General features: G+C 46.1%; 12 protein-coding genes. All 12 read left to right on the top strand.

Annotated features, from left to right (window positions below):
- Positions 1-18 precede the first annotated feature (18 nt).
- The 12 genes from pstC to fdhD all read left to right on the top strand — a co-directional run bounded on the left by pstC (position 19) and on the right by fdhD (position 13,031).
- On the top strand, positions 19-906 hold the full coding sequence (gene pstC, locus ACTNB3_RS00970) for a phosphate ABC transporter permease subunit PstC (RefSeq protein WP_441024153.1): 888 nt from the start codon (positions 19-21) through the stop codon (positions 904-906).
- The gene (gene pstA / locus ACTNB3_RS00965) at positions 899-1,774 is read left to right on the top strand and encodes a phosphate ABC transporter permease PstA (RefSeq protein ID WP_427806292.1); all 876 of its coding nucleotides are present in this window, start codon (positions 899-901) and stop codon (positions 1,772-1,774) included. Before pstC ends, pstA begins: the two co-directional genes overlap by 8 nt.
- Complete coding sequence (gene pstB, locus ACTNB3_RS00960; protein ID WP_427818878.1) at positions 1,761-2,510, top strand: phosphate ABC transporter ATP-binding protein PstB; 750 nt, start codon at positions 1,761-1,763, stop codon at positions 2,508-2,510. Before pstA ends, pstB begins: the two co-directional genes overlap by 14 nt.
- A 1-nt stretch (position 2,511) precedes the next feature.
- Positions 2,512-3,168 (top strand): phosphate signaling complex protein PhoU, encoded by a 657-nt coding sequence (gene phoU, locus ACTNB3_RS00955; protein WP_427806294.1) that lies wholly within the window; start codon positions 2,512-2,514, stop codon positions 3,166-3,168.
- 72 nt (positions 3,169-3,240) lie between these two features.
- Positions 3,241-3,927 carry a response regulator transcription factor gene (locus tag ACTNB3_RS00950; protein WP_427806295.1) on the top strand — a complete coding sequence of 229 codons (687 nt, stop codon included), beginning with the start codon at positions 3,241-3,243 and terminating at the stop codon, positions 3,925-3,927.
- On the top strand, positions 3,917-5,257 hold the full coding sequence (locus ACTNB3_RS00945; RefSeq protein ID WP_441024150.1) for an ATP-binding protein: 1,341 nt from the start codon (positions 3,917-3,919) through the stop codon (positions 5,255-5,257). Before ACTNB3_RS00950 ends, ACTNB3_RS00945 begins: the two co-directional genes overlap by 11 nt.
- Positions 5,258-5,383: 126 nt before the next feature.
- Positions 5,384-5,566: a hypothetical protein gene (locus ACTNB3_RS00940; RefSeq protein ID WP_441024148.1), complete on the top strand. Its 183-nt coding sequence runs from the start codon at positions 5,384-5,386 to the stop codon at positions 5,564-5,566.
- Between the two features lie 175 nt (positions 5,567-5,741).
- Positions 5,742-6,569 (top strand): selenium-dependent molybdenum cofactor biosynthesis protein YqeB, encoded by an 828-nt coding sequence (gene yqeB / locus ACTNB3_RS00935; protein ID WP_441024146.1) that lies wholly within the window; start codon positions 5,742-5,744, stop codon positions 6,567-6,569.
- A gap of 208 nt (positions 6,570-6,777) precedes the next feature.
- Positions 6,778-7,602 (top strand): formate/nitrite transporter family protein, encoded by an 825-nt coding sequence (locus ACTNB3_RS00930; protein WP_441024144.1) that lies wholly within the window; start codon positions 6,778-6,780, stop codon positions 7,600-7,602.
- Between the two features lie 28 nt (positions 7,603-7,630).
- The gene (locus ACTNB3_RS00925) at positions 7,631-9,469 is read left to right on the top strand and encodes an NAD(P)-binding protein (protein WP_441024142.1); all 1,839 of its coding nucleotides are present in this window, start codon (positions 7,631-7,633) and stop codon (positions 9,467-9,469) included.
- Complete coding sequence (fdhF, locus tag ACTNB3_RS00920; RefSeq protein WP_427818883.1) at positions 9,466-12,174, top strand: formate dehydrogenase subunit alpha; 2,709 nt, start codon at positions 9,466-9,468, stop codon at positions 12,172-12,174. The genes ACTNB3_RS00925 and fdhF overlap by 4 nt, the downstream gene beginning before the upstream one ends.
- A 131-nt stretch (positions 12,175-12,305) precedes the next feature.
- Positions 12,306-13,031, top strand: coding sequence for a formate dehydrogenase accessory sulfurtransferase FdhD (fdhD, locus tag ACTNB3_RS00915; protein WP_427818884.1), 726 nt, complete (start codon positions 12,306-12,308; stop codon positions 13,029-13,031).
- Positions 13,032-13,145: the final 114 nt, after the last annotated feature.

Here is a 13,145-nt window from a genome sequence, read left to right as displayed (position 1 = left end):
TAATATGAGGTACTTCATATGAATGCATGGAAAGAAAAACTCATGCAGGGTGTGTTCTTTATTGCCGCCTGCACTTCGGTGCTGGCGGTAGCACTCATTTGTGTATTTTTATTCATAAATGGTGTCCCTGCAATGAAAGAAATAGGATTTGTAAAATTCCTGACAGGTACGGTATGGCGTCCGAATAATGACATATACGGAATTTTCCCGATGATCATGGGTAGCATTTACGTCACAGCTGGTGCAATCCTGATCGGTGTACCGATTGGAATTCTTACATCCGTGTTTATGGCAAAATATTGTCCGAAACAGATCTACCCGGTGCTTAAAGGCGCAACAGAACTTCTGGCAGGAATCCCTTCGGTCATTTATGGATTTTTTGGGCTTGTGGTCATGGTTCCGGCAATTCGGGAATTCGGGAAAACACTCAGACAGGCAGGAATTTTGCATAAGGGTGGAGACGGGAATTCGATCCTGACGGCATCTCTTCTGCTTGGAATGATGATTCTTCCGACGATTATCGGTGTGACGGAATCCAACATCCGCGCGGTTCCGTCACAGTATTATGAAGGCTCTCTGGCGCTGGGAGCAACACACGAACAGAGCATTTTCAAGGTTGTGCTTCCGGCTGCGAAATCCGGTGTGATTGCCGGTGTAGTTCTGGGAATCGGACGCGCAATCGGTGAGACGATGGCAGTAATCATGATAGCCGGAAACCAGGCGCGTCTTCCGGAAAGTATTTTCGAAGGAGTACGAACCATGACTGCAAATATCGTCCTGGAAATGGGATATGCGTCAGGGCTTCACAGAGAAGCGCTGATTGCTACAGCCGTCGTGCTCTTTGTATTCATTCTGATCATTAACTTCAGTGTAGCGTTATTGAACAGGAGGGGTGAGAATGAGTAAAAAAAAGATCAAACAAAAATTGATTTCTTACAAGAATGCACCCGGCTCCGCAGTGCTCGCACTTCTGGTTCTGCTTAGCGCGTTCCTGACTTTTGCGGTACTGTTATTTCTGATCGCGTATATTTTGATTCATGGAATCCCTTATATTTCCGCAGATTTATTTGCGCTGGAATACAATTCGGATAATGTTTCCTTATTCCCGGCGCTGGTCAACACGGTTGCAATGACGCTGCTTTCGCTGATCATTGCGGTACCTTTGGGAATTTTCTCTGCCATTTTCCTTGTGGAATATGCAAAAAGAGGCAACCGGTTTATCGGAGTTATCCGTCTTACTACAGAGACCTTATCGGGAATTCCGTCAATCGTATACGGACTTTTCGGTATGCTGTTTTTTGTGACGACATTAAAATGGGGATTATCGCTGCTTGCCGGAGCATTTACCATGGCGATCATGATTCTTCCGCTTGTCATGCGTACGACGGAAGAGGCATTGAAATCTGTCCCGGATTCCTATAGAGAAGGAAGCTTCGGACTCGGAGCAGGAAAACTGCGTACGATTTTCCGAATCGTACTTCCAAGTGCGGTTCCCGGAATTCTTGCAGGTGTGATCCTGGCAATCGGACGTATCGTCGGTGAAACGGCAGCACTTATGTATACTTCAGGAACCGTTGCACAGATTCCGAAAAATGTATTGGGATCCGGACGTACGCTGGCGCTTCACATGTATGTGTTGGCAAATGAAGGACTCCATACGGATAAGGCATATGCAACGGCAGTGATTCTGCTGATTCTGGTTATCGGTATTAATATGTTATCCGGAGTGATTGCAAAAAAGATTACGAAAGGAAATGGAAATGGCGAAAATTAGTGTGAAGAATCTGGATTTATATTACAGTGATTTTAAAGCGCTGAAAAATGTAAATCTGGACATAGAAGAAAATAAAATCACAGCATTTATCGGACCCAGCGGTTGTGGAAAATCTACTTTATTGAAATCTCTGAACCGAATGAATGATCTGGTGGAAGGCTGCCGCATTGAAGGAGAGATCCTTCTGGATGGCGAAGACATTTACGGGGATATCGATGTGAATCATTTGAGAAAGCGGGTCGGAATGGTATTCCAGAAACCGAATCCGTTCCCGATGAGCATCTATGATAATATAGCTTACGGACCGAGAACGCATGGAATCCGTTCCAAGGCAAAACTAGATGAAATTGTGGAAAAATCCCTTCGGGATGCGGCAATCTGGGAGGAGTGCAAGGACAGACTGAAAAAGAGTGCACTGGGAATGTCAGGCGGGCAGCAGCAGAGACTTTGCATTGCGAGAGCACTTGCAGTACAGCCGGAGGTCCTGCTGATGGATGAACCGACTTCGGCGTTGGATCCGATTTCAACATCGAAAATAGAAGACCTTGCGATGGAACTCAAAAAAGATTATACTATTGTCATGGTCACGCACAATATGCAGCAGGCAGTCCGCGTGTCTGACAATACGGCATTTTTCCTCCTGGGTGAAGTAATTGAATATAATGATACAGAGAAGCTATTCTCAATTCCTTCTGACAAACGGACAGAAGACTATATTACAGGGAGGTTTGGATAACATGCGGAACAGATTTGACAGACAGCTTGAAATGCTGAACCAGATGCTCATACATATGGGAGAGCTCTGTGAGACGGCGATCGAAGAGGTTACCGGAGCACTGGAAGAAAATGACATGGGCCGTGCGAAAGCGGTGATCACAGCAGATGAGGAAATCGACCAGATGGAAAAAGACATCGAGAATCTTTGCCTGAAACTGCTTCTTCAGCAGCAGCCGGTTGCGAGAGATCTGCGGCAGATATCGGCGGCGCTCAAGATGATTACGGATATGGAGCGAATCGGAGATCAAACGGCAGATATTGCAGATATTGTTACTTCAGCGGAGTTTAATGGAGATGAAAACCTGAAAGATATCGGGCGTATGGCAGAAGCAACGATGAAGATGGTGAGAAACAGTGTATCCGCTTACGTGCAGAAAGATCTGGAACTGGCAAGGAAAGTCATGGATGCGGATGATGTGGTGGATGAACTGTTTGACAGAATCAAAAAAGAGCTTGTAGATACCATTGCGGAACAGAAAGGCTGCGGCGGTGATACAGCGATCGATTTGATCATGATCACGAAATATCTGGAGCGAATCGGTGACCATGCGACGAATATTGCAGAGTGGGTTGAATTTTCCATCACAGGTATTCATGCGGGAAATGTCCGTATCTGACATTGAATGAAAGCGGCATGTCTGGAAAAATGGATCTGGGAGCCTTTGATCTGTAAAGAAGGAGAAAACAAAATGATTTTTTGTGTGGAGGATGAGGCAAACATCCGTGATTTAGTAGTGTATACACTGGAAACTACAGGAATGGAAGCAAGAGGCTTCGAAGATGGTCCCGCTTTTTTTAAAGCTTTGGCAGAGAATCTGCCAGAGCTTGTTCTGCTTGATATCATGCTTCCAGGTGAGGATGGAATGTCCATTCTGAAAAAACTGAAAGCGGCGCCGGAAACAAGGCATATTCCGGTCATCATGCTGACTGCCAAAGGCGCAGAATATGATAAAGTGCTGGGACTGGATTCGGGAGCAGATGATTACGTAACCAAACCCTTCGGCATGATGGAGTTGGTGTCAAGAATCAAGGCAGTACTTCGAAGAAGCGGTGTGAAGACCGAAGAGGCGGAAGAACTTGTTGTCGGACAGATCCGGCTGAACAAGAAGAAACATGAGGTGTATGCCGCAGGAGTGGATGTGACGCTGACCTTGAAAGAATTTGAATTGCTTAGAATGCTCATGGAGAACCGGAATATCGTTCTCACAAGGGATCGCCTTCTGGAGGAGATCTGGGGATATGAATTTGGCGGTGAGACCCGGACCGTGGATGTCCATGTAAGAACTCTGCGCCAGAAGCTTGGAGAAGAAGGCGAACGGATTGAGACGGTACGCGGAGTCGGATATAGGATACGGGGAGAGAAAGATGAAAAATAAAATTCAGCGAAGTATGATCCTGATCGTGACGCTGGCACTGCTCTGTTCTTATAGTCTGATGACGATTGTTATCTATCGGCAGACACTTGGCATCATGGAAACGGAACTGGCGCAGGAGGCAGATTATATCCGGACGGCTATCCGTATTTCGGGCGAACAGTATATGAAGGATATGGATGAGGCGCGCAAGGAGACCCGCGTGACCTGGATCAGTGCAGAAGGCAAGGTCCTTTACGATTCGACAGGAGAACAGAACGCACTGGAGAATCACAGCAGCAGAAAAGAAATTAAAGAGGCAAAAAAGAGCGGAACCGGGCAGGACATCCGCCTGTCGGATACAGTCGGAAAGGAAATGCTGTATTATGCAGTGAGACTGGATGACGGAACGATTCTGCGTGTGGCGAAGAATATGGACACAGTATGGCGGACGGCTCTTAAAGTTCTTCCGTATATGATCCTGATCGGGATCGCAATGGCTCTGATTTCCTGGTTTGTGACGAACGTACAAGTCGGACGTCTGATCCGGCCGATCAATACGCTGGATCTGGAAAAACCGTTGGAAAATGATGTATATGAAGAACTCTCGCCGCTTCTGGAGAGAATCGACAGGCAGAACAGGGAAAAGGAAAAGATGGAACAGATGCGAAGAGAATTCTCTGCCAATGTGTCGCATGAACTGAAGACACCGTTGACTTCAATCTCCGGATATGCGGAGATCATGATGGACGGTCTTGTACGTCAGGAGGATATGAGAGAGTTTTCGCGCCGGATCTATAATGAAGCCAGTCGTATGATCACATTGATCGGCGATATCATCCGGCTTTCCAAGCTCGATGAGGGAACAATTGAACTGGAAAAAGAAGATGTAGATCTGTATCGGCTGGTCCGTGATATTGTAAGCCGGCTTTCCGTACAGGCCGAGAAACAAAATGTGCGGATCGAGGTAGTGGGAGAGCATGTGACCTGCCACGGAATCAGGCAGGTTCTGGATGAGATGATCTATAATATGATTGAAAATGCAATCAAATATAATGTACCAAACGGAAAAGTCAGTGTATGGGTCGGAAATACGCTGAATGGAAAAAAAGTGATCGTGAATGATACCGGAATCGGAATTCCGAAAGAACACCAGGACAGAATTTTCGAAAGGTTTTACCGGGTAGATAAGAGTCATTCAAGAGAGACGGGAGGAACCGGCCTTGGACTTTCGATTGTGAAGCATGGAGCGCTCCTGCATGGGGCGGATATACATGTGGAGAGTGAAGTCGGAAAGGGAACCAGGATGGAACTGATCTTCCATGAAGAAAATGATACGTCGGAATGTACATAATTCTATTCATAAATAAAGAAAATTCGTTTATTATTTTTGTTAATATGAATTGACTGAAAGCTAAATGAGTACTAGAATAGCCGTTAGATAAAGAAAAAATAAAGCATTAACTCGGAGGTAACTATTATGACATCATTGGCGATTGCAGAAATCTTATCAACTTGTGCCGCTTTTGTTCTTTTCGGAGGAGTTTCGTACTGGTATAAATATGGAAAGAAGAGAGATAAGGCAGAACGGAAGGAAATGAAAGAAAAGTTCGAAAAATCTGTTACTTTGCATAATCCGGCATATATTATTTATGAAAGATAAGACAAAATAGTAAGAGGGGGCACGGCGATGAGAGCCGTGCCCCTCTTTGTTGCTATGCAAATGAGAAAATGATTTTGGAGTCGACAAAAAATTCACAAGAATATAAATTTTGTTTGCACTTTTTGATAAAGGCGTACATAATGTTATTACGGTGTTTGAAAATAAAAGGAATCGGATGGTGCTGAAGAAAGAAGAGAATAATGAGATGAGGATATTGATAAAAGGTGCAGGAGATCTGGCAACAGGGATTGCATATGAATTATGGGAAGCAGGACATGAGGTCGTGATGACGGAAATCCCGATTCCGCTTGCAGTTAGAAGGATGGTGTCATTTTCGCGTGCGGTATACGAAGGGGAAGCACAGGTTGAAAAGGCGAAAGCAGTTCTGGTCAGCAATCTGGAAGAGATCGACTTGGAAGTGGAGAATGGGAATATTCCTGTTCTTGTAGATAAAAAAGCTAAAATAATTGGTGAGTACCTTCCAGATGTGTTGGTGGATGCAATTATGGCAAAAAGAAATCTGGGCACTTCGATTCAGGATGCGCCTCTTGTGATTGGAATCGGTCCGGGATTCCATGCAGGAAAAGATTGTCATTATGTGATTGAGACTCTAAGAGGAGATGAGCTTGGAAGAATTATTACAGAAGGAACTGCGGCTCCGAATACGGGGATTCCCGGAGAAGTCGGAGGCTATACCCGGGAGAGACTAGTAAGTGCGTCGGCGGATGGGATCATGGAACCATTAGTACAGATTGGCGATCTGGTTCAGAAAGGGCAGATTGTCGCAAAGACTGGGGGAATATCGGTGACCGCAAAAATGTCGGGAATCGTAAGAGGAATGCTTCAGAAAGGAGTAGAAGTAAAGAAAGGACTCAAAATTGGTGATATCGATGCAAGACCTGACCGCAGGAACTGTTTCCTGATCTCAGATAAAGCCAGGATAATCGGAAAGAGCGTGTGCAGCATTGTAGAGACGAAAAAAATAAAAGAACATAAGAAGTAAAGGTCATCGGTCGTGTCAGATGACCTTTTTTCGCTACTATGTATACTTTCAAAATGTCCAGTGGTCTTGTTTTAGTACTGTAAAATGTCACAAAAATAACTTACTTGTCTAGAAAATAACTTTTCTTGAAATCTGGTTATATCTCTTATACAATAATATTTACAAATAGAATTATTAAAATAATTGATAAAAGGGAGGAGAAAAGAAAATGAATTTATTTTCACCGGCTGAAGTGGCCAAAAATTATATCAATATCGGAAAAGGCAAGGTAAATACACCGATTCCGAAGATGCTTCTCATGGCAGTCATGGCCGGAGCTTTTATTGCACTTGGCGGCGTAGGAGCAACGACAGCAGCGGTAGGAGTAAAACCGGCATCTGTCGGAAAACTGATAGGAGCATGCATTTTCCCGGGAGGGCTTACGATGGTGCTTCTTGCGGGAAGTGAACTGTTTACCGGAAACTGTCTGCTTACGATCCCGCTTCTGGAGAAGGAGATCAAGGTGTCCGGTATGCTGAAGAACTGGGTTGTTGTTTACCTCGGCAATTTTATCGGGGGACTTCTTGTGGCAGCCGGAGTGGTGTATTCTCATCAGATCAGCCTTTTCGATAACGGAATGGCAGTTTCCGTGCTCTCTACGGCAGCAGGAAAATGCACGTTAAGCTTTGGAGATGCATTTATCCGAGGAATTTTCTGCAATTTCCTGGTATGTCTTGCAGTATGGATTTCCTTTGCGGCAAAAGATGTTGCCGGCAAAATTATTGGTCTGTTTTTTCCGATCATGATCTTTGTGGTCTGCGGATTTGAACATAGTGTGGCGAATATGTATTATATCGGAGCTGGTATTTTTGCCAAAGGAGTTCCGGCATATGCGGAAGCGGCAGCGGCGGCAGGCGTAAATCTGGATGTGATCACATGGGGGAATTTCCTGGGAACGAATCTGATTCCGGTTACGCTCGGCAACATTGTCGGCGGCGGTATCTGCGTCGGATGTGTTTACTGGTTTATTTATCTGAGAAATAATCAGAAATAGAAAAAAGAAAGAGAAAGAAGGGAAGGAAATGAGTAAGATTTTTCTTGCAGATCCAAAAAGCTGTGACGTAAAAATCGGCAGGCTGTTGGAAAAATTTGAGACAAAAGTAAAAGTATATCCGCCGGGAACCTGTCCGCTGACCGTACAGCTTTCACTGCTTACGGCTTCAAAGAACCAGACTTGCGGAAAATGTGTTCCCTGCCGTGACGGGCTTCCGCAGCTCGAAACATTACTGAAGAGCATCCTGGAAGGTGATGCTACCATGGAGACGCTGGAGCATATGAGACGGCTTGCTGTCATGATCCGGGATACGGCGGATTGTGCGATTGGCTATCAGTCAGCTATTGAAGTGCTGCAGGGACTGGATACATTTCGGGAAGAATATGAGAGCCATATTAAAGACCATGTCTGTCCCGGCGAGATGGGACAGAAGGTGCCGTGCATCAATCTTTGTCCGGCGCATGTGGATATCCCGGCATACATTGCGCTGATCGGGGAGGAAGACTATGCGGGGGCGATCAACATGATCCGTAAGGACAACCCGCTTCCGACGGCCTGTGCCATGATCTGCGAACATCCTTGTGAGCAGAGATGCCGGAGAAATCTGATTGACGATTCCATCAATATCCGCGGACTCAAGAAATATGCGGTGGATCAGATTGCGGCAGATAAAGTTGCGGTTCCGAAAGCGAATAAGTCAACCGGTAAAAAGGTGGCAGTCATCGGAGGCGGTCCTGCCGGTATGACTGCAGCATATTTTCTGGGACTTATGGGACATAAAGTAACGATCTTTGAGCGACAGAAAGCGCTGGGCGGTATGCTTCGGTATGGTATTCCGAATTATCGTTTTCCGAAGGATCGGCTGGATGAGGATATCCGTGCGATTTTGTCAGCAGGAGATATTGAAGTCAAATATGAAGCAAAAGTCGGAACCGAGATTCCGATTGAAGAGATACATAAAGAATACGATGCGATGTTTGTAGCGATCGGCGCACAGGCAGGCAAGCGTCTTCGTCTGGAAGGCAGCGATGCGGGAAATGTGGAATCCGCAGTGGAGATGCTGGATCGGATCGGGAATGGAAATATTCCGGATTACACCGGCAAAAATGTTGTTGTAATCGGTGGCGGAAATGTGGCGATGGATGCAGCGAGAAGTGCAGTGCGCTGCAATGCCGAAGACGTGCGTATCGTCTACAGAAGGCGTCAGGATGATATGACGGCGCTGGATACGGAAATTGAATCGGCTGTAATGGAAGGCATCGAGCTTTTGACGCTGAAATCTCCGAAGAGCATTGAAAAAGATGCCGAAGGAAACTGTTCGGCACTCATCGTGCAGCCGCAGATGATCGGACCGTATGACCGTGCGGGACGCCCGAGTCCGGTCGATGCGAAAAAAGATCCGGAGAGAATTCCGTGTGAAGTTATCCTGATCGCGGTAGGACAGGATATCGTGAGCCGTCCGTTTGAAGAATTCGGAATGGAGGCAGAACGCGGTGTATTTAAGGCCGGCCTGGATACGGCAGTGGAGAATCTTCCCGGAGTATTTGTCGGAGGAGACTGCGCAACCGGGCCTGCTACGGCAATCCGGGCTATAGCAGCCGGAAAAGTTGCGGCACATAATATTGATGAATACCTCGGTTATCATCATAAACTGAACTGTGAAGCCACAGTGCCAAGTCCAAAAGAAAACAATCGAATTCCGACCGGACGTGCCAACATTACTGAACGTCCGGCATATGAGAGAAAGCATGATTTTGAGCATGTGGAAAATCCGTATACTCATGAGGAGGCAATGCAGGAGGCCGGAAGATGTCTGCGCTGCGATCACTTCGGATGCGGTGTACTGAAAGGGGGACGTGACGAATGATTAATCTGAAAATTGACGGAATTCAGGCAGAAGTGCAGGAAGGAACAACGATCCTTGAAGCAGCAAGATCCGTTGGAATCAGGATTCCTACACTGTGTTATCTGAAAGAAGTAAATGAGATCGGTTCCTGCCGTCTGTGTGTAGTAGAAGTGGAAGGTATGGATAAACTGCCGACCTCCTGCAATACACTTGTCAAAGAAGGCATGGTCGTTCAGACCATGAGTGGACGTGTGGTGGAGGCCCGGAAAATAGTACTCGATCTGCTTCTCTCCAATCACCACAGAGGATGTTTTTATTGCCCGCAGAACGGAAGCTGTGAACTTCAGGATGTCTGCAACGAATATGGAATCGAGGAAACCTCTTATCTTGGAACAAGAAAGAAGATTGAACGTCCGGCTAAAGATAGCCATCCGTTCTTAAGCTACCAGCCGGAACTTTGTATCCACTGTCAGAGATGTGTAAATACCTGCGCAAAGATGACAGGCAGACATGCAATTACTTTGGGAAAGACAGGAATGTTCAATATCATCGAGGCTCCGTTCGGAGAAGACTGGGATATGACATTATGTGAATCCTGTGGAAACTGCGCTCAGGCATGCCCGACAGGAGCAATCACAGAGAAAAGAAAGAAAAAATACCGGACATGGGAGACGAAAAAGGTCCGTACAACCTGTCCGCACTGTGCGACAGGATGCCAGTTGGATCTGATCGTGAAGGATAACAGGATTGTTGATGTAGAGGGAGCGGACGGTCCATCCAATCACGGCCTGTTATGCGTAAAAGGAAGAAGTGCTTCTTTTGATTTTGTGGATTCTCCGGAACGGATCCGTTATCCGCTGATCAAGAATAAAGAGACGGGAGAATTTGAGCGTGCAACCTGGGATGAGGCACTTGACCTGGTTGCCGGAAAGTTTACCGAAATCAGAAATAATTACGGAGGTGAGGCACTGGCCGGTTTTGCCTGCTCACGTTCCACCAATGAAGACGTCTATATGCTTCAGAAAATGGTGAGAACCGCATTCCAGAGCAACAATACCGATAACTGTGCGCGTGTTTGACATGCTCCTACTGTTGCCGGGCTGGCAACCACATTAGGCTCAGGAGCCATGACAAATACGATTTACGATGTCACACACGAATCCGATGTGATCATGCTCGTTGGATCGAATCCGGAACATGCACATCCGGTCATCGGTATGCAGATCCGCCAGGCGGTGGAGAAAGGAACCAGGCTGATCGTAGCTGACCCGCGTGAGATCGATCTTGCAAAGAAGGCGGATATCCACCTGAAATTAAGACCGGGAACAAACGTTGCGTTTGCGAACGGAATGATGCATATTATTATTGAAGAAGGCCTGACGGATGAGACATTCATCAAAGAGAGGACCGAGAACTTTGAAGCAATGAAAGAAGCTGTGAAGGAATACACTCCGGAGCGTGTGGCAGAAATCTGCGGTATTGATCCGGATCTTCTGCGAGAGGCGGCAAGAATGTATGCAACGGCAGATCGCGCACCGATTCTTTACTGTCTGGGAGTTACAGAGCATCATACCGGTACAGAGGGCGTTATGTCACTCTCCAATCTTGCGATGATGGTCGGAAAGATCGGGCGTCCGGGATGCGGTGTAAATCCGATCCGCGGACAGAATAACGTACAGGGTGCCTGCGATATGGGCGCCGCTCCGAATCAGTTCCCGGGTTATCAGAATATCGTTGCACCGGGTATTGTGGAGAAGTTTGAGAAAGCATGGAATACGAAACTTAACCCGAACGTCGGAATCAAAGCGACCGACTGTTTCCCGAAGATGATCTCGGGAGAGATCAAAGGACTCTTCATTTTCGGTGAAGATCCGGTCAGAACGGATCCGAATACCAGTCATGTGATCCATGCACTGGAATCTCTGGATTTCTTCGTGGTGGATGAACTGTTCATGACGGAGACCGCAAAACTTGCGGATGTGATTCTTCCGGGACGTTCATATACGGAAAAAGAAGGAACATTTACCAATACAGAACGCCGTGTACAGCGTGTCAGAAAGGCTGTTGAAATTGCAGGGGAGACCAGACCGGATACATGGATCTTTACGGAGATTATGAACCGTATGGGATATCCGCAGCCTCATCTGAAACCGGCAGAGATCATGGATGAAATCGCTTCTGTTACCCCGTCATTTGGCGGCATCAGTCATGCCCGTCTGGACAGCGAAGAAGTGGCGGGAAGAGGACTTCAGTGGCCATGCCCGAATCCGGAGCATCCTGGAACTCCGATTATGCATGTGGGTAAATTTGCGAGAGGTCTTGGATATTTCAGGCCGGCAGAATACAAACCATCCATGGAACTTCCGGATGAAACTTATCCGCTTGTACTGATGACCGGACGTATCTTGTACCATTACAATGCCTGCGCAATGACGGATAAAACAGAAGGAATAAATCAGATTGCCAGCGAATCTTTCATTGAAGTGAATAATGAAGACGCTAAGAAACTTGGTATTGCAGATGGCGAGATGGTAGCTGTTTCTTCCAGAAGAGGAAGAATCAAGGTGAAAGCGAGTGTATCAGGAAAGACCAGAGAAGGTGAGTGCTGGATGCCGTTCCACTACATCGAAGGCGGTGCGAACTGGCTGACGAATGATGCATTGGACGGAATTTCAAGCACACCGGAATATAAAGTCTGTGCCGTTAGAGTAGAAAAGTTATCTTGAAAGAAGATGAGACTCCCACCTTGCAGCAAGTACGCTGAGACGTACTTGAAAGTATGATGAGACCGGTGCCTGTATGGTGCCGGTTTCCTTGCAAATAGTGCAGGATTTGACATGATAGGAAGGAAGACTTCATGCAAGTAATGAATCAATATGAACAGGGACCGTTAACAGAAAAGAGTGAGTGTCTGTATATAAGTCGGGAAGGAAAACGATATCAGGAAAATACGAGAATTTTACGAGAACAAAAAATAGATATTATCATCAATGAGAAGCTTATTCTTCATACGATGTGCACTCCACAGTATCTTACGGAAGCTGTCCTTGGAAGACTTCGAACAGAAGGAATCATAGAGAAGGTAGATGAAATAGAGAAGATTCATATAGGAAACGAAGGGAAAATTGCAACGATTACCATGAAAAATGATGCATGGAATGAAAAGCAGTGTAAAAAGTTGTCCCCGGTTTTGCCTGTCAAGTGGAAAGAAGAATGGATTTTCCATTTGGCAGATATCCTTGCAGAAGGAATGCCGCTTCACAACGAAACATGGGGAACACACAGCTGCTTTCTTGCAAAAGAGGGGGAAGTAATATTTGCCTGCGAAGATATCGGCCGTCATAATGCAATCGATAAAGTGGTTGGTTATGCTTTGTTACATGAAATAGATTTAAAAAAATGTATGCTGTATTCCAGTGGAAGAATGCCCTCAGATATGGCTGAAAAGGTGATACGCGCCGGGATACCCATAGCAGTTTGTAAGGCGGTTCCGACGGCAGAAGCAGTAGAATTGGCAAAGAAATATCGTCTTACCTTGATCTGTGCGGCAAGACCGGATCGGATTAGGGTGTATGTGTCGTAGTAATATCAGATGGGAGATGACTTCCGCCTCTTTAGGCGGTGAGTCTTGAATTTCTGCAAAAATGTATCTGCTCGGAGTCAGAATATGCTATACTTTCTAAAGGACGTGAAAAGA

Origin of the sequence: Bariatricus sp. HCP28S3_D3 (assembly GCF_052065755.1) — a bacterium.
Taxonomy (GTDB): Bacteria; Bacillota; Clostridia; order Lachnospirales; family Lachnospiraceae; genus Allocoprococcus.
Note: the sequence above shows the minus strand (reverse complement) of the source record. Positions and strands in the feature narration are given on the sequence as shown.